Raw genomic sequence first — 18008 nt, 5'->3', positions numbered from 1 at the left:
TTATTTGTTATTGAATAAATGATCGCTTAATGCTTGCAGCGCTCTTTTTTTGTCGGCCGATTTGATAAGGAGCGAAACGTTGTAATTGCTTCCTCCGTATGAAATCATACGAACCGGTATGTCTTTTAATGCGTAAACAATACAAGCTTCAAAACCTACGTTGTCCCATTCTAAATCTCCAACTACACAAACAATGACCATTTCTTCATCAACTGTTACTGTTCCGTATTTCTTTAGGTCGTCAACAATCTCTTCCAGATGTTTACGGTTGTCGATAGTTACAGAAACACCCACTTCAGATGTCGTAATCATATCAATTGGAGTTTGGTAGTTTTCGAATATTTCGAATACTTTACGTAGAAAACCTGTAGCAAGCAACATACGTCCGCTCTTAATCTTGATGGAAGTGATATTGTCTTTTGCGGCGACAGCTTTAATTCTACCTTTTTCCGTTGTGTTGGAAATTAATGTACCCGGAGCATCGGGTTGCATGGTATTCAATAGACGGACTGGTATATTATTCAATTTTGCCGGTAAAATACAAGTAGGATGGAGTATCTTTGCACCGAAGTATGCTAATTCTGCTGCTTCTTCAAAATGCAAGTGGCGAACAGGTGATGTTCCGTTTACAAAACGGGGATCATTATTGTGCATGCCATCTATGTCAGTCCAAATCTGGATTTCTTCCGCATTAACGGCCGCACCGATAAGTGATGCGCTATAATCGCTGCCACCGCGCTGTAAGTTGTCAATTTCACCATATGCATTGCGGCAAATATATCCTTGTGTAATGAATAAGTCTGCATCTTCATGGTTACTCAGAAGCTTGTGAAGTCTTTCTTTGATATAAACAGGGTCGGGTTCCGCATTTTTGTCTGTGCGCATATATTCAAGCGCCGGAATTAAAACGGACTTGATACCTTGTTCATTCAGGTATAAGTTCATCATTCCGGTAGACATAAGTTCTCCTTGGGCTAATACGACTTTTTCTTCAAATAAAGTAAAAAGGTCTTTGGTAAATGTACGGATATAATCGAAATGTGATTTTATAAGTTCTTTGGCTTTCTGCTTATATTCGTCAGTACTATAGAATTCATCAATATGTCCATAGTATTTCTGAGCCAGTCTGTTGATAATTTCATTCGCTCCGTCCGGATTCTTTTTATACAGATATTCGGAGATTTCTACCAATGAGTTGGTTGTACCTGACATGGCAGACAATACAATGATATTACGTTCGCCTGAAATTAGTTTTGCTACATCTTTCATTCTTTCTGCTGACCCCACAGAAGTACCGCCAAACTTTAAAACTTTCATTTTCTTTTTACTGTATTAAATTGTTCGTCTTTTCTATCGAAACCGGATTTATCCGGGATGTATAATTACAGAATACATATTCCTGTATGTAAATGCGTTGCAAAGGTAAATAAAAAATTATTCTCCTACATCACTTAGGCACGCATTCTCGCATTTTACGATACGTGCCGGATAGTTGTGCACTAAAGTATAATTATGAGTAGTCATTACTACTGCTGTTCCTTTTTGACAAATATCGTGTAATAACTGTACTATTTGTCCGCTGGTTTCCGGATCCAGATTGCCTGTTGGCTCATCTGCTAAAATCAGCTTCGGATCATTTAGTAAAGCGCGCGCTATAACAATACGCTGCTGTTCGCCACCGGATAATTCGTGTGGCATTTTATATCCTTTATCCTGCATACCGACCTGAGTAAGCACTTCTGTAATACGGGAACTGATTTCTGTCTTTTTTTTCCATCCGGTTGCTTTCAGTACGAATTCCAGGTTTTTTGTGACAGAACGGTCGGTTAGCAGTTGAAAATCCTGGAAGACGATGCCCAGTTTTCTGCGAAGGAAAGGGATGTCTTTCCGTTTCATTTTGCAAAGATTGTAATTCATCAGCCAAGCTTCGCCGTGTATGATGGGAATTTCGCAATACAGCGATTTTAGCAAGCTGCTTTTCCCTGATCCCACTTTTCCGATAACATATACAAATTCTCCATTATGAAGCGTAAAAGATGCATCATGCAAAATTACATTTTCATCCCGGCATATTTCTATACCTTCTAATTTGAGCAGAATTTCTTCCATAATTATTATTAGCCTTTATGTCTTTTCTTTAGCTCACGGGCAAGGTCTTCCAGACGAAGTCCTTTGCTTGTAAGCAATACAATGAGATGATAAACTAAGTCGGAGGCTTCGTATATAAAACCATCTTCTGTTCCGTTTGTTGCTTCGATAACGGTTTCGACAGCTTCTTCGCCTACTTTTTGTGCCATGCGGTTTACACCTTTTTGGAATAGTGAGGTCGTATATGAACCTTCCGGCATATCCTGACGGCGGCGTTCGATGAAGTCTTGAAGGTATTTCAGGAACATAATGTCTTCTATGTTCTTTTCTCCGAAACAAGTATCCGCACCTGTATGGCAAACAGGACCGGCAGGAATAGCTTTAATCAGGATCGTATCATTATCGCAATCCACCATCATGTTTACAACCTGTAATGTGTTACCGCTTGTTTCGCCTTTCATCCACAGGCGGTTTTTGGTGCGACTGAAAAATGTAACTTTGCCTGTTTCTTTTGTTTCTTCGTAAGCTTCTTCGTTCATAAAGCCCAACATCAATACTTTGTTTGTGTTAACATCCTGTACAATAGCAGGAATCAGGCCGCCCATTTTTTCAAAATCTAATTTCATTTTCTTATATCGTTTATATTCTTACATTGATTTTTTCGTTCAAAAGATATTGCTTTAAATCGCTGATACTTATTTCGCCGAAATGGAATACACTTGCAGCTAAAGCTGCATCTGCTTTTCCTGATGTGAATGCATCGCGGAAATGTTCTTTCTTTCCTGCACCTCCGGATGCAATTATTGGGATATGTAGAGAATCTGCTAATGTAGCCAACGCTTTATTGGCATAACCGTCTTTTACACCGTCGTGTGTCATGCTTGTGAATAGAATTTCTCCGGCTCCGCGGCTTTCTGCTTCTGCAGCCCAAGTAAATAGACTCTTATCTGTTGCAATGCGTCCACCATTCAAATAGCAAATCCAGTTTCCATTCTCAAAATTCGCATCAATAGCTACTACACACACCTGGCTCCCGAAGTTTTTTGCAATGTCTTCTATAAGGTCAGGATTACGTAAAGCGGCAGAATTTATAGATACTTTGTCGGCTCCGGCGCTTAATAACCGGTCTACATCTTTCATTTCGTTGATGCCTCCACCCACGGTAAATGGTATACTGATGTTTGCTGCTACCTTTTTTACCAGTTCGGTAAAAGTTTTCCGCCCTTCATGCGAGGCTGTAATGTCTAGATATACCAACTCATCCGCTCCGGCACGGCTGTATTGGGCACCCAGTTCAACAGGGTCGCCGGCATCGCGGAAATTGACGAAATTTATTCCTTTGACTGTTTTTCCGTCTTTAATATCCAGGCACGGTACGATTCTTTTTGCAAGCATATATCCTTTCGATGATTAAGTGAATTTAATCAAGTCTTTCAACTGGATTTTACCTTCGTAAATAGCTTTGCCAAAGATAACAGCAGGGATTTTGGCCTCTATTAATTTTTCGATGTCTTCAATAGAGCTAACACCGCCGCTTGCAATAATATAAATAAAAGGTATCATTTTCCGGATCTCTTGATAAAGTTCGATGGAAGGGCCTTGTAGCATACCATCTTTACATATATCCGTACAGATGGTTTTTGTGATTCCTTTATCATAATAATCTTGTATAAAAGGAATCAATTCTTTATCTGTAGTTTCTTCCCATCCGCTAATTGCAATTTTTTTATCTTTTGCATCTGCTCCCAGAATAATCTTTTCGCTTCCGAATTTTTTAATCCATGAAGTGAAAATTTCCGGTTTTTTTACAGCAATACTTCCTCCTGTAACCATTTGTGCACCGCTTTCGAAAGCAATTTCCAGATCGTTTTCTTGTTTTAGTCCTCCTCCGAAATCTATGATTAAAGAGGTACGGCTGGCTATTCGTTCAAGAGTACGATAGTTGATAATCCGTCCTTCACGGGCGCCATCAAGATCAACTACATGAAGACGGCGTATCCCGTGATCTTCAAATATTTTAGCGACCTCCAACGGGTCTTCGTTATATATCTTTTTTGTGCTATAATCTCCTTGAGTCAGACGTACACATTTACCGTCAATCAGGTCGATAGCAGGAATAAGTTCTATCATATTGCTGTTACAATTTTAGGAAGTTATTTAAAATAATTTCGCCAACCGAACCACTTTTCTCCGGATGAAACTGTGTTGCATAATAATTATCTTTGTGCAGTGCAGCACTAAAAGGAAGTATATAGTCGGTAGTTGCAGCGGTATAATTGTTTATTGGCACATAGTAACTATGTACAAAATAAACAAATTTGTTTTCCAATCCTGCGTTAAATAATTTACTTTTAACATTGGTAAGTGTATTCCAGCCCATGTGAGGCACTTTGTCTTCATGCTTTCTGGGAGCGAATAGTTTTACATCCGTATCGAATATACCTAGGCAATTGGCATTTCCTTCTTCCGAATGCCGGCACATTAATTGCATGCCAAGGCAAATGCCAAGCACCGGCTGTTTTAGATTACGGATTAAGCTGTCAAGTTTATGCTCCTTTAAATATTCCATTGTAGTGAAAGCTTCACCAACACCCGGGAAGATAACTTTATCAGCTTTGCAAAGAATTTCCGGATCAGCTGTAATAACGGGAGTAATGCCTAGCCGCTTTAATGCGTAGTCTACAGAGTAAATATTTCCGGCATTATATTTAATAATGGCTACATCCATTCTTGTTACGCTTTTATATTGAGATGCAAAAGTAGCAAATTATCATAACATATTATATATAGTTGATGAAAAGTTGCAAAAAGGGTTTGATTTGTAATAAACTGCCTGTTTGGATAGTGGTTTAAAGATTATGTCTTGCTGATTTTATCTTTATAATGAATTTAAGGCCTTTATGTATTGATTTTCAGCATAGGTGTAGAAAATGTTTGTAAAATATTTCCTTGGCCTATTGTGTATATGAAAATAATATTTACCTTTGCACCGCAATCGAGAGAGGTTGTCTTTAGGAACATATTGGTGCGTTAGTTCAGTTGGTTAGAATACATGCCTGTCACGCATGGGGTCACGGGTTCGAGTCCCGTACGCACCGCACAATATTTGGAAGTTCCTTTTTTATAATTGGTGCGTTAGTTCAGTTGGTTAGAATACATGCCTGTCACGCATGGGGTCACGGGTTCGAGTCCCGTACGCACCGCGAAAGCAAATAGCAAATTAAAGCAAAGAGACTGTTTAATAAAAAGTTAGACAGTCTCTTTTTTCTTACTTATCCTTTCTTTGCTGGTTGTCTACCTGAAAAGTACGAAATCAGGATTGGTATTGTTTTATTGCTAGTTGCTGTTGATAATGTTTATCGCATTCAGTGTTTTAGGAAAACCAATAAATGGAGCGAATTGATAAATAGCTTCTCGAATTTTAATGGGACTGATTCCTATGTTGAGGGCTGCGTTTGTGTGTGCTTTTAATTGGGGTAGAGTTTGTTGTGTAGTTAAAGTAACGATTGTGATCATTTCTCTTAATTTTCCTTCCAGATGTTACAAACATAAGAAATAACCAAGGATATGTATTGTAGATAAATTACGGAAAAAAATACCCGGATTACAGATTAATGATTTTAAAGTTTCATCCGAATGCTTTTTTGAGTGTGAAAATTAATAGTCGACTTCTTTATAAACAATATAATAAAAAGATCGGGATGATTTCTAAAAATCATCCCGATCTTTTTGTAAAATCATTAGTACGGGCATGTTCCTTAAAATCGACAAACAGATTGTATGTGAAATTGAAGAAAAAATTCTATATTTGCACCGCTTTTGAAAATGAATCAGATAATTTCTAAATAAATAAGATTAAGAAATGACAAAGAGTGCATTACAAATCGCGAGAGCAGCTTACCAACCAAAGGTACCTGCTGCTTTGAAAAGTGCTGTTAAGGCTGTAGATGGCGAGTATACTCAATCAGTGGCCGATCAGGAAGAAATCAAGAAATTGTTCCCTAACACGTATGGTATGCCTATCGTTACTTTCGAAAAAAGTAATGAAAAGAAAGCAATGCCGGCTATGAATGTGGGTGTGATCCTTTCCGGTGGTCAGGCTCCTGGTGGTCATAATGTGATTGCCGGTTTGTTTGACGGAATCAAAGCTCATAACGCAACTTCTCGCTTATATGGCTTTATCCTTGGCCCGGGCGGTTTGATTGATCACAAATATATGGAACTTACTGCCGATATTATTGATGAGTATCGTAATACCGGTGGATTCGATATGATTGGTTCCGGTCGTACTAAACTGGAAACGACAGAACAGTTTGACAAAGGTCTTGAAATCTTAAAACAATTGGACATTAAGGCGTTGGTTATTATTGGTGGCGACGATTCAAATACAAATGCTTGTGTATTAGCCGAATATTATAAGGCTATCAATGCAGGTGTACAAGTAATTGGCTGTCCGAAAACGATTGATGGCGACCTGAAGAATGAACAGATCGAAACATCTTTTGGCTTCGATACTGCTTGTAAAGTTTACTCAGAAGTTATTGGTAATATTCAACGTGACTGTAATTCTGCACAAAAATACTGGCACTTTATTAAATTGATGGGACGTTCTGCTTCTCATATTGCATTGGAATGTGCTTTACAGACTCAACCGAATATCTGTATCATTTCGGAAGAAGTAGAAGAAAAGAACATGTCTCTGGATGATATCGTGACTTATATAGCAGAGATTGTTGCAAAACGTGCTGTCGAGGGAAATAACTTCGGTACGGTTTTGATTCCTGAAGGCTTGATTGAATTTGTTCCGGCTATGAAACGTTTGATTGCAGAATTGAATGACTTCCTTGCTAAGAACGATGTAGAATTCAAGATGATTAAGAAGAGCGAACAACGTGCATATATCATCAGTAAGCTGACAAAAGAAAACTCAGACCTGTATGCCTCTCTTCCTGAAGGCGTAGCTCGTCAATTATCTTTGGATCGCGACCCGCATGGAAATGTCCAGGTTTCTTTGATCGAAACAGAAAAATTGCTCTCTGAAATGGTTGGCAAGAAATTGGCTGAATGGAAAGCAGAAGGTAAATATGTTGGTAAATTTGCTGCACAACATCACTTCTTCGGTTATGAAGGACGTTGCGCTGCTCCGTCAAATTATGATGCCGACTACTGTTATTCTTTGGGATATACGGCTTCTTGCCTGATTGCTTCGGGCAAGACGGGCTATATGTCATCTGTACGTAACACAACTGCTCCGGCCGACAAATGGATTGCCGGTGGTATTCCTGTTACTATGATGATGAATATGGAACGTCGTCATGGCGAAATGAAACCGGTTATCCAGAAAGCTTTGGTTAAACTGGATGGTGCTCCATTTAAGAAATTTGCAGCCAACCGTGATGAATGGGCTATGACTACCAGCTATGTTTATCCGGGTCCTATACAGTATTTCGGTCCGACAGAAGTATGCGACGAGCCTACTAAGACTTTGCAACTGGAACAGGCTAAGTAATATAAGATATATTTATTGATCAAAAAAGAGGTAGAGCAAAACTGTTTTACCTCTTTTTCTTTTTGGGGATGTCTCCTTTAAGAAATAGAAATATTGATTGAACAGTTGCTGTTTTGATCTTTGCCGGGTTTTTTCAGAAATCTGTTTGTGTGCTTGATACAGATATCGTTGAAATCTTTTTCCAGCTTAATAAAATTATGTCGTGCATATTTGGAGTCTATTACGATCATTTCATTGTTGCGTATATCAAAAGCGACCATATTATTTTTTAATTCCTCTTTATTGATAACTCCGGTTATATAATCCATAAAAGCTGTCAAGGCAATTAATACAGGATGGATAACACCTGCGAAATCCGGTTTGCGATAAAAATATAAATGATGGTAATAAGCATTTGCGATGGAACGCGTTATTTCATCGAAAGTGCTGTTCATCATAGACTGGAGTTTCTGATAGTCGTCAAGTAGTTTGTCTGCCAGTTCATTTTTATTGAACAGAAGTTGCGAGGGGGAAACATCCATACCTGCTATTTCTTCTAAAGCGTTGGCAATTTCTTCTGCATCTTTGTATGTGAACTCACTATTCGTGCATCTTTTTTTTGTTTGGATAGAGTTGAAAAGTTTATAACCGGTTAGCAAAAGATGCATAAACATGGCTCTGCGGTATATCGAATGGCTCATTGCCTTCTGTATTTTTTCTTTTGGCGTTATTTCCATAATACGGATGATTCTATTTTAATACTGTTTAATTACTGCAAATATATGAAAAATACAAGGAAAATAGTTGCTGTACTTCTTTGAAATGATGTTTTATATCATTGAGGATTGAATTGCTAACACCAAGTAATGTAAAATTACGTATCTTTGAGCCTGGTAATATTTTTTAAAACAACACAATAATACTATGTTTTCAGGAATAATAGAAGAAACAGCGCGGGTGGTTAACATTGAGCATGATAAGGATAATATACATATTACAATGGAATGCTCTTTTGTCGATGAATTGAAAATAGACCAAAGCGTAGCGCATAATGGAGTATGCCTGACAGTGGTTCGTAAAGAAGGAAATACATTTACTACTACAGCAATGCGGGAGACATTGGAACGTTCTAATCTGGGCTTATTAAAACATGGATCATTGGTGAACTTAGAGAGAAGTATGTTGATGAATGGACGTTTAGATGGTCACATTGTACAGGGACATGTGGATCAGACAGCTGTTTGTACTAATGTGGAAGACGCAAATGGCAGTTGGTATTATACTTTTGAGTATCCTTATGATAAAGAGATGGCCAAGCAAGGTTATCTGACAGTAGAAAAAGGCTCTGTGTGTGTGAATGGTGTTAGCCTTACTGTTTGCAATTCAAAAGAGAATAGTTTTCAGGTTGCCATTATCCCTTTTACCCATGATCATACCAATTTCTGCCAGATAGAAAAAGGTACGGTGGTAAATCTTGAGTTCGATATTGTTGGTAAGTATATCAGCAAGATGATAAAGAATTGAATCAAAAGAGTGGCCTGTAAATGCTTGGACACAACGGACGGAGAAGCCGTACGCAAGGTTGTTCTCACCCGTATTGGCACTACTACTGTTGAAGTTCAGTTTAGGAGACTTACCTGACGCATTAAGAGTAGAAGACCAATAGTTGCCGTTGGATGCCAGATTGTTGGAACTACCATTACCGTTATCACGGTAACCAGCAGCAGGCAGAACACAAAGTAACCGGTACAATACTATACGGAATAAATACAATTAAGCAGATAAGACCGTAAAGAGAAACGAATAACTGGCAGGAACACAATAATGATATTTCCTATCCGTGATTTTTGTCCTGTCGGTCGGTTACTGAATTTACAAATCACACTTCCGATAGCCATAACCTTCGGAACTCTGGATATAGCCACTCTTTATAAAAAACAAAGGTAGATAATTTGGAATATTTCTTTTCTCAATAATGCAGAAAAGATAACAGAAGAAAGCATATTCTTAAATACTACTATTTCCTAAATCATTTTTTTCGGGAATTGATGTCTTATTTGTGATGTTCTTACTTTTCCATCGTCCGGTTTTGTAATAAATATAGGTAATAATTGTACCTGTTGTGATACTGAAAGAAATAGCCCACCATATTCCGCTTCTTCCTAATATGGAACTTAACCAGTAGGCTAGTGGAATACGAATAAGCCATAGGCATACAATGCCTACGGCCATCGGAAAGACTGTATCTCCGGCTCCCCGCAAAGTTCCGTTAAATATGTTGAGCATTCCGTGTACGATAAAAAAGGCGCCTACAATCAGCAGGTATTCTTTTCCTATGTCAATAACTGCAGGATCATTTGTAAATGCAAGCATCATCGTATCGCCGAAGAAGAAGATAGAAGTAAAAACAGCTAGACTGAATACTACATTTATCAGCATCGAAAAACGTACCCCCTTCTGGACACGGTCTAATCGTCCGGCTCCGATATTTTGTCCGCAAAAAGCTGCCAGAGCTCCCGATAGGGTTAGTATGGCCTGGGTAATTATGGTGTCTATTTTGCCTGCTGCACCATAGGCTGTAAGCGTATCCGTGCCGAAACTGTTCACAATACCCAGCAAGGCAATAAGGCCGAGAGCTATGGCGCATTGTTGTATGCTGGTAGGCAGACCTATCTTAAGGCCTTCTTTGAACAAGGCTCCGTCGAACAATAAATCTTGTTTTTTTATGGAAAGCAACGGATGTTGGTTGTTAACATAGATTAGGGCGGCGCACATGCCTATTCCTTGCGAGATAACAGTTGCCCGGGCAGCACCTTCTATTCCCCAGCCGAAGCCGATAATAAAAAGCAGGTCTAATGCTATATTCAGTAGGGTCGAAAGTAAGATGAACAGCATGGGACGGAAAGATTCTCCTACGCCCCGGAGTATGGAAATAATACTATTGAAAGTTACAAACAGGAAAGTCCCTCCTATATAAATGCGGAAATAGGCAACTGCCTGTGGTATGACCTCTTCGGGTGTTTTGGTGATTCTGAATACGGGTTCTGCAAAAATCATTCCGGTAATAGACAGTAATATGCCGGCAACAAGCATAAAAATAAAGAAAGAAGAAAAAGCACGTTGTACTTTACCATATTCTTTGGCACCGAAAAATTGCGACACAACGACTGATGTCCCGCTGCCTATTCCTATTACAAAAGATATGATAAAGTAGTATATGAAGAATGAGGCCGAAACAGCTGCCAGCGCTTCTTTTCCCAGAAAACGGCCTACAATGATGCTGTCGGTTATGTTGTACAGTTGTTGTAATAAATTACCTATGAGTAACGGCAATGCAAAACCTAGGATGACTTTCCATACAGGACCGCGCGTCAGGTCATTCTTGTTTTTTGCTTTAACTGTCAGTTGTTCATTTTCCACTCTTAGCGGTTTATAGGTCTTTAAGCAGAATGTTGTCGTTTGCTTTTATCATATCTTCCCTTGTCTTTAAAAGGGTTTTCCATTCTTTACTGAATAAACAGGATGTGTCTATTTTGAAGTTTTCTGAACCGTATTCATCCATTTTTGTCAGCAGGTAGCTTACGGAAATCTTGTTGACATCAATTGCCGGCTGATAGTAAGCTACGCGGTCATCGTCACCATAATTTACTTCGATGATAATATTTAGCTCCGTCAGGAGGTATAATATTTGTGTCGTTAACCGGATAGGGATTCGGTAAGCATCGGATATTTCATCGGCAGTGTAAGGCTTTTCTCCTTTCACAAACCGCTTGACAATAAGTGAAGCTATAAGCAGGGTGAGGAAGTCTTTATAACGGCGACTGATATTTTTACTGTCTCTTTCAAAGCTGAATTTCTTCACATTCTGTGATGCATAAGTTAATTCGGCTCCGAATAAGCAAATCAGCCATGAAAGTTGCAACCATAATAATAATAAAGGTAAGGCCGCAAAACTACCATAGATCGCATTATATTTGCTGACCCAGATCTGTCCGCTTATATATATGAATTGGAAAAACTGAAAAGCGCAACCCGCGATGAATCCGGCAATCAATCCGTTTACGAACCGTACTTTCGTGTTGGGAAGTGAAATGTATAATGCTGTGAACGTTAATGTTGTGATAAGGTAAGGTGCTATATTCAGGATAATTTCCATTAGCGGCGTGAAAAATAAATACTTGCTCAGGAAAGAATTCTGTAGTGTTGATACAAATAGCGAAAGGCCGCTTGAGGTCATCATTAATACCGGTAAAATGATAAACAGGGCCAGATAATCGGATATTTTACGATACCAGGGACGTGATTTTTGTATCTGCCAGATATCATTGAAGGTGTCTTCTATGGAAGAAATCAGGTTGATAACCGTGTACAGTAATAGAATAAAACCGATGCCTATAATAATTCCGCCCTGTGCCTGATCCAGATAACTTTCTACAAATTCGAATGCTTTGTTTAATTCTGTTTCATGCCCCGGAAAATAATCTATTAATTCTTCCCGTACCGTACCCTGAAATCCGAAGCCTTTGGCAACACCTAGTAATACTGCCAGCAATGGAACAATAGAAAGAAGTGTACTATACGTAAGTGCGGATGCTTTTGTTTGCAGATTTTCATTCAGGAATCCGCGAATGGCAAGAATAATGGTTTTGATAGTGTTGATATAAAGCTCTTTCAGGCCGCTTACTTCATTCTCGGTAATCCGCCAGATATCGTAAGTGACAAAACGAATCGTGCGTGTCAGCAATATCTGGATTCGTTCTCCAATAGGCTTTTTATCAGATGTTTTCATAAAGAAAATATTAAAAGATGCAGCCTGCCTGTAAGCCGGGTTCTGTACTTCTGCCAATTGGCGGAAGCGTCTGCCATTTATCTCGTCTTACCGTCACCGGCAAGCTTTAGCGGTCTACCCCCCGGCATCGGACGAGCAATCCTACATGCGCCGGTATACATGACCTTACAACCCATAAGATGTACGGCATTCTGTATTACTACGGAACCCGGTGAGCTTTTACCTCACCTTTTCACCCTTACCGGACGGATCCGGCGGTTATTTTCTGTTACATTACTTTGCCTTTACAGACAACTTCCCGTTAAGAAGTATGGTGCTCTGTGTTGCCCGGACTTTCCTCCCATCTTGAAGATGAGCGACAGACCGGCAGACTGCAATACTACAAAGATATGGAATTTAGTTGACAGTTGGCTGCAGACACCTGACAATTATTTTGTATAGTCTTTGATTAGTAACTTTAATCCTTTGATATACAACTTGTGTTGCGGTATTCGTAAGAAATGGAGCATGCTTTCTTTTACTGCCAACTTTTCGTTGCCCTGTCTGTTATAATAATAAATGTATGACCATTTGGCAGATTTAAGATTGTTAAAAAGGTACTTTGTAATACACAGTACTGTTAAGCGCAGTTAAGCAACGGATTAGCGTCGTTAAAAGTGATAAAAAAACATTGTGTAATGGAATATCTGCACGTTTTTTGAGTTTAATTTGTCGCAAAGAAACTGTTAAATTTAAGTGTTTAATTAAATAATAGAAATATGAAAAAAATGTGGAAGAATATGCTTGGAGTTGTTCTCGTGGCTGCAATAAGCTCGGGAGCTGCAATAGGAACGAGCGCTTACATGATGAAGAGTGAACAGCCCGTTTTTGCTACCGGAGTGGAGAACACGTTTAAGCAACCCCTTCGACTGGCAAATTACAACTCTGTCGCTGCTGAAAATACAGATTTTACAAAAGCTGCCGAAAATACGGTTCATGGTGTAGTCCATATTAAGGCTGTTGCCAATGCGAAAGAACCGGATGGAGGCGGACAATATGTTGATCCTTTTGAATTTTTCTTCGGTAACCGAGGGTTTCAGCGTCCGCAACCACAACCGCGTGTAGGTTCGGGTTCGGGTGTGATTATCTCGACAGACGGATATATTATAACGAATAACCATGTGATTGAAGGAGCAGATGAATTGGAAGTGACGCTAAACGACAACCGTAAGTTTGCAGCCAAAGTGATTGGTGCCGATCCGTCTACAGACATTGCTTTATTAAAAATTGATGCAAAAGACTTGTCTATTATACCATTCGGTGATTCTGAAAAATTGAAAGTAGGCGAATGGGTATTGGCTGTCGGTAATCCATTTAACTTGACTTCTACGGTAACTGCCGGTATTGTGAGTGCAAAAGGCCGCGGTCTTTCAATGGGTGGCGGAAGCAAGATCGAATCATTTATTCAGACAGATGCAGCAGTAAATCCGGGTAATAGCGGTGGTGCTTTGGTGAATACAAAAGGAGAACTGGTTGGTATCAATACCGCTATTTATTCTCAGACAGGAAATTTTGCGGGATATTCATTTGCCGTGCCTATCAGTATTGCCAGTAAAGTGGCAAGCGACTTGAAGCAGTTTGGTACTGTGCAACGAGCTATGTTAGGAGTTAATATCCTGAGCGTATCCGATATTTCCGAGCGCTTGAGTATGCCGAATCTGGATGCGAAAAGTAAGAGTGAACTTGAAGCAATGAAGTCGAAGACTAAAGTGTCGGAAGGTGTTTATATTGCGGGTTTCGGAGAACGCAGTTCTGCTAAAGAAGCCGGTATCGAAATTGGTGACGTGATTATTGCAGTAAATGGTACAAAAGTGAAATCTGCTAATGTATTGCAGGAACAAATCAGTAAATATCGTCCGGGCGATAAGGTGGAGATTCAGGTAGATCGCAATGGCACGGTTAAGACGTTTACGGTTGAACTTCGTAATATGCAAGGTGGTACACAGATTATCAAAGGTGGTGACAGTACCGAAGTCCTGGGCGCAGCTTTTAAAGTTCTGACGGATAAACAAAAACAGCAGTTGGGTGTTAGTTATGGTATAGAAGTTACCGGACTGACCAAGGGTAAATTGCAGGATGCCGGCATTAAGAAAGGCTTCATTATCATGATTGCTAATAACCAACAGATATCTACCCCGGAAGACTTGGAAAAGATTGTGGAAAGCATACTTCAGGGACGTTCCGAAGATCAGGGATTGTTTATAAAAGGTTTCTATCCGAACGGACGTACGAAGTACTATGCTATAGATCTGGCCGAATAAGAAAAACAAATAAGTTAGTCTTATAGGTGTAAAAAGATTGTTAAAGGTTTATAATTGGCTGAATGTGGGGTGCATTCGGCCAATTCTTTCAATAAAATATTATTATCTTTGCACCCCGTATTCTCAATTAAAACAATTGGATGAGACAGTTAAAGATTACAAAGTCCATTACCAATCGCGAAAGTGCTTCGCTGGATAAATATCTTCAAGAAATTGGTCGTGAGGATCTTATCACAGTTGAAGAAGAAGTAGAATTGGCACAGGCAATTAAAAGAGGAGACCGAAGAGCGCTGGAGAAATTAACTCGGGCTAATTTGCGTTTCGTCGTTTCTGTAGCTAAACAATATCAGAACCAGGGGCTAAGTTTGCCCGACCTTATTAATGAAGGTAACCTGGGATTGATAAAAGCTGCTGAGAAATTTGATGAAACCAGAGGATTCAAGTTTATTTCGTATGCTGTTTGGTGGATTCGTCAGTCTATTTTGCAGGCTTTGGCAGAACAGTCAAGAATTGTACGTCTTCCTTTGAACCAGGTAGGCTCACTGAATAAAATCAGTAAAGCTTTTTCTAAGTTCGAACAAGAAAACGAACGCAGACCGTCGCCGGAAGAACTTGCAGAAGAATTGGATATTCCCGTAGATAAGATTTCTGATACTTTGAAAGTATCCGGACGCCATATCTCGGTTGATGCCCCGTTCGTAGAAGGCGAAGATAATAGCCTCTTGGATGTTCTTGTGAACGATGATGCTCCGATCGCTGACCGGTCGTTGATGAACGAATCATTGGCTAAAGAAATTGATAGAGCACTTGCTACATTGACCGAAAGAGAATGTGAGATTATCAAAATGTTTTTCGGTATTGGTTGTCAGGAAATGACATTGGAAGAGATTGGCGACAAATTTGGCCTCACAAGAGAGCGCGTCCGCCAGATCAAGGAAAAAGCAATAAGAAGATTAAGACAAGGAACGCGTAGCAAGCTCCTCAAATCGTATTTAGGTTAACCCCCGTTGATGAGGTGAACTAGGCTCCATATTCCTTTCGGGAAATGGAGCTTTTTTATTTCCTTTCGGGAGAAATTTTAATTTCTCCCGAAAGGAATTTTGTTTTCATCCGAATGTGTCTATTTTTGCTATATATTATTATGTTGTTGTTTTTGAAGACAGGGTGGCAGATAGCCATTTCTTTGTTTCCTTAAATAGAAGATATATTATGAACCGGAGAATGTTTTTTAAGAAGTCGTGTGGGGGAATGGCTGTGTTGGCATGTTCAGGGTTTCATTTGCCTGAAGAAAATGAAAAGGTGCGCTTTGGATTGATCACGGATTTGCATTTTGCTCATAAGGAAAAGTGGGAAACGCGCTTTTATGAACAATCCAAACAAAAACTGGAAGAAGCAATACATGTTTTTAATAATGAAAAACTTGACTTTTTAATTGAATTGGGAGATTTGAAGGATCAGGCTATACTTCCGGACAGGGTGCAGACATTGTCTTTTCTGGACGAAATAGAAACAACCTTGCGTACATTTAATAAACCGGTATATCATGTATTGGGTAATCATGATATGGATAGTATCTCCAAGAAGGACTATTTGGAACATACGAGAAATGATGGAAAAGCGCAAGGGAAAACATTCTACTCATTTATCCGGCAAGGTGTTAAGTTTATTGTTCTCGATGCAAACTTTAATGAAGACGGTTCCGATTATGACTGTGGTAATTTTGTTTGGACAAAAGCAATGATTCCGGCCGGCCAGAAAATCTGGTTGAAAAAAGAACTGGAGGAAAGTAAATATCCTGTCGTCGTGTTTGTACATCAATTATTGGATGCCTTTTCGGATATATCAAAAGATGTTTGTGTTAGTAATGCGGATGAGATAGTGGATGTACTTGAACAAAGCCGGAAAGTAATAGCTGTTTTTCAGGGACATCATCATTATGGCCATTATAGCTTTAAAGAAGGCATTCATTATTTTACAATGAAAGGAATGATAGAAGGCAGTTTGCCCGATAATAATAGTTTTGCAGTGGTGGAAATAGATAAAGATTTGAATATTTACCTGGACGGTTTTTATAATTGCGAAGATAAGGTAATGGCTAGAAATTGATAGTTATGATTTTTTCAACTTATAGTTACAACTTTCCAAAATTATAACTATGAGTTTGTTTATTTTTGTAGGGAACGACTTTTATGATCTTAGTGAGATAATACCATAGGGTTGGCCATGAGGTCTGGACGCTACGAAGGAACATATATCCGGCAAAAATAGTATGAATATGTAATAAAAACAGGGAAATCTGTTATGTGCCGATAGTTTGGTGTTTGAAATGGTTCTGGGAAATAATATATTGGTCTATAGATTAATGTGCTGAAAAGTACCCCAATGTGGAGGTTCTGGATCATCCTACCTTTGTGTCGTGTTCAATAGGGAACACATACACCTTTTTATAATTAAAAAATATGGCGCAAGGATTTAAGTTAGTGCAACGCCCGTCCAGACCGGGTGTTCGGGGTTCGGAGAAAAAAAATTATGCTGTTTCGATAAACAATGGCATATCCGGTTTGAAACATCTATGTAAGATGATTGCTGCCCGTAGTACAGTTTCGAGTGCAGATGTCAAAGCTGTTTTGGATAATCTGAATTTTGTAATGGATATGGAATTGCAGGAGGGGCGTATCGTGCAATTGGGTGAACTGGGCAATTTTCGTATGTCTGTGAGTAGTGATGGTGTAACCGATGTTAGGGACTTTGATCAGACAATGCTTCGCAAGCCGAAACTGATCTTTACGCCTGGCAGCGAATTGCGTGAAACGAAAAACGCGCTTGAATATACCAGAATTGTCCCGGAAGTCGAAGAAAAGGAGTGCGACCGTCCTCATGTAGAATGAATGTCTGACTAAATCGAAAAATAAAGATATGAATCAACATAGAAATAGAAAACGTACGGATCGGATTAGTGAACATTTTTGTATGGATGAATTTATCTATAGCCGTGTAGCTGTAGAAAATGGATTGGATAATACGCCCCCTTCAGATGCAGTAAAAGGGATACGGAATCTGGTAGACAAATTGCTGGAACCACTTCGTGCATACCATGGCAAGCCGATACCGATTTGCAGTGGTTATCGGAGTGAAGAGCTGAACCGTCGGGTGAGAGGAGCAAGGGATTCCCAGCACCGGAAGGGAGAAGCTGTGGATATTTATACTTTGGGAAGCAATCTATTATTGGAAGACTTGAAAGAAAGTAAACTGAATTTTGATCAGGTAATTTTTTACCGCTTGAAAGGCTTTATGCACTTATCGCTTAAATTAAATGGGGAAAATCGCCGGCAGATCATTATTC

16 protein-coding genes, 2 tRNA genes, 1 other RNA gene and 1 pseudogene are annotated in these 18008 nt (G+C 39.3%); 9 read left to right on the top strand and 11 right to left on the bottom strand.

Translation table 11 applies throughout. The annotated features are described in order from the left end of the window. The 6 genes from CTY47_RS06920 to hisH all read right to left on the bottom strand — a co-directional run bounded on the left by CTY47_RS06920 (nt 1) and on the right by hisH (nt 4816). Nucleotides 1-1317 carry an aspartate kinase gene (locus tag CTY47_RS06920; protein ID WP_099464127.1) on the bottom strand — a complete coding sequence of 439 codons (1317 nt, stop codon included), beginning with the start codon at nt 1315-1317 and terminating at the stop codon, nt 1-3. A gap of 117 nt (nt 1318-1434) precedes the next feature. Continuing rightward, nucleotides 1435-2109 (bottom strand): cell division ATP-binding protein FtsE, encoded by a 675-nt coding sequence (locus CTY47_RS06915; RefSeq protein WP_099464126.1) that lies wholly within the window; start codon nt 2107-2109, stop codon nt 1435-1437. Nucleotides 2110-2117: 8 nt separating this feature from the next. After that, entirely contained in the window at nt 2118-2714 is a 597-nt protein-coding gene (gene hisIE, locus CTY47_RS06910; RefSeq protein ID WP_099464125.1) for a bifunctional phosphoribosyl-AMP cyclohydrolase/phosphoribosyl-ATP diphosphatase HisIE, read from the bottom strand. 13 nt (nt 2715-2727) lie between these two features. Then, nucleotides 2728-3483, bottom strand: coding sequence for an imidazole glycerol phosphate synthase subunit HisF (gene hisF, locus CTY47_RS06905; RefSeq protein WP_099464124.1), 756 nt, complete (start codon nt 3481-3483; stop codon nt 2728-2730). A 15-nt stretch (nt 3484-3498) separates the two neighbouring features. Beyond that, nucleotides 3499-4218: a 1-(5-phosphoribosyl)-5-[(5-phosphoribosylamino)methylideneamino]imidazole-4-carboxamide isomerase gene (gene hisA / locus CTY47_RS06900; protein WP_099464123.1), complete on the bottom strand. Its 720-nt coding sequence runs from the start codon at nt 4216-4218 to the stop codon at nt 3499-3501. Nucleotides 4219-4225: 7 nt separating this feature from the next. Then, entirely contained in the window at nt 4226-4816 is a 591-nt protein-coding gene (gene hisH / locus CTY47_RS06895) for an imidazole glycerol phosphate synthase subunit HisH (protein ID WP_099464122.1), read from the bottom strand. 296 nt (nt 4817-5112) lie between these two features. Here hisH and CTY47_RS06890 point away from each other — a divergent pair. Together CTY47_RS06890 and CTY47_RS06885 are read left to right on the top strand one after the other, a co-directional pair. After that, nucleotides 5113-5186 (top strand) — tRNA-Asp (locus CTY47_RS06890). A 31-nt stretch (nt 5187-5217) separates the two neighbouring features. Beyond that, nucleotides 5218-5291: transfer RNA gene (locus tag CTY47_RS06885), tRNA-Asp, on the top strand. 142 nt (nt 5292-5433) lie between these two features. Here the strand turns inward: CTY47_RS06885 and CTY47_RS06880 are convergent. Next, nucleotides 5434-5625: pseudogene (locus CTY47_RS06880) on the bottom strand (carboxymuconolactone decarboxylase family protein); the annotation flags it as partial. Between the two features lie 325 nt (nt 5626-5950). On the opposite strand from CTY47_RS06880, the gene CTY47_RS06875 reads away from it, so the two are divergent. After that, complete coding sequence (locus tag CTY47_RS06875) at nt 5951-7597, top strand: diphosphate--fructose-6-phosphate 1-phosphotransferase (RefSeq protein ID WP_099464120.1); 1647 nt, start codon at nt 5951-5953, stop codon at nt 7595-7597. Nucleotides 7598-7674: 77 nt separating this feature from the next. On the opposite strand, the gene CTY47_RS06870 is transcribed toward CTY47_RS06875, so the two are convergent. Continuing rightward, nucleotides 7675-8313 (bottom strand): hypothetical protein, encoded by a 639-nt coding sequence (locus tag CTY47_RS06870; protein ID WP_099464119.1) that lies wholly within the window; start codon nt 8311-8313, stop codon nt 7675-7677. 187 nt (nt 8314-8500) lie between these two features. Here CTY47_RS06870 and CTY47_RS06865 point away from each other — a divergent pair, with 187 nt between their 5' ends. Then, nucleotides 8501-9100, top strand: a complete 600-nt coding sequence (locus CTY47_RS06865) for a riboflavin synthase (RefSeq protein WP_099464118.1) — start codon at nt 8501-8503, stop codon at nt 9098-9100. Between the two features lie 483 nt (nt 9101-9583). Here the strand turns inward: CTY47_RS06865 and CTY47_RS06855 are convergent, their stop codons facing one another. The 3 genes from CTY47_RS06855 to rnpB all read right to left on the bottom strand — a co-directional run bounded on the left by CTY47_RS06855 (nt 9584) and on the right by rnpB (nt 12740). Beyond that, the gene (locus tag CTY47_RS06855) at nt 9584-10996 is read right to left on the bottom strand and encodes an MATE family efflux transporter (protein ID WP_233202119.1); all 1413 of its coding nucleotides are present in this window, start codon (nt 10994-10996) and stop codon (nt 9584-9586) included. A 10-nt stretch (nt 10997-11006) separates the two neighbouring features. Beyond that, nucleotides 11007-12365, bottom strand: coding sequence for a YihY/virulence factor BrkB family protein (locus CTY47_RS06850; protein WP_099464828.1), 1359 nt, complete (start codon nt 12363-12365; stop codon nt 11007-11009). A 15-nt stretch (nt 12366-12380) separates the two neighbouring features. After that, an RNA gene (gene rnpB / locus CTY47_RS06845) (RNase P RNA component class A) lies at nt 12381-12740 on the bottom strand. A gap of 383 nt (nt 12741-13123) precedes the next feature. Between rnpB and CTY47_RS06840 the strand changes: the two genes are divergently transcribed. From CTY47_RS06840 to CTY47_RS06820, 5 genes are all read left to right on the top strand, one after another. Next, on the top strand, nt 13124-14665 hold the full coding sequence (locus CTY47_RS06840; protein WP_099464116.1) for a trypsin-like peptidase domain-containing protein: 1542 nt from the start codon (nt 13124-13126) through the stop codon (nt 14663-14665). 140 nt (nt 14666-14805) lie between these two features. Next, nucleotides 14806-15666 carry a sigma-70 family RNA polymerase sigma factor gene (locus CTY47_RS06835; RefSeq protein ID WP_099464115.1) on the top strand — a complete coding sequence of 287 codons (861 nt, stop codon included), beginning with the start codon at nt 14806-14808 and terminating at the stop codon, nt 15664-15666. Between the two features lie 208 nt (nt 15667-15874). Beyond that, the gene (locus CTY47_RS06830) at nt 15875-16771 is read left to right on the top strand and encodes a metallophosphoesterase family protein (RefSeq protein ID WP_099464114.1); all 897 of its coding nucleotides are present in this window, start codon (nt 15875-15877) and stop codon (nt 16769-16771) included. 353 nt (nt 16772-17124) lie between these two features. Beyond that, entirely contained in the window at nt 17125-17553 is a 429-nt protein-coding gene (locus CTY47_RS06825; RefSeq protein WP_099464113.1) for an HU family DNA-binding protein, read from the top strand. A gap of 28 nt (nt 17554-17581) precedes the next feature. Next, a partial coding sequence (locus CTY47_RS06820; RefSeq protein ID WP_099464827.1) for a D-Ala-D-Ala carboxypeptidase family metallohydrolase occupies nt 17582-18008 on the top strand: 427 nt, incomplete at its 3' end.

It is taken from the genome of Parabacteroides provencensis (assembly GCF_900232875.1).
Classification (GTDB): Bacteria; Bacteroidota; Bacteroidia; order Bacteroidales; family Tannerellaceae; genus Parabacteroides; species Parabacteroides chinchillae.
The sequence above is the reverse complement of the archived record's forward strand: the minus strand, read 5'-3'. Positions and strand labels throughout refer to the sequence as shown.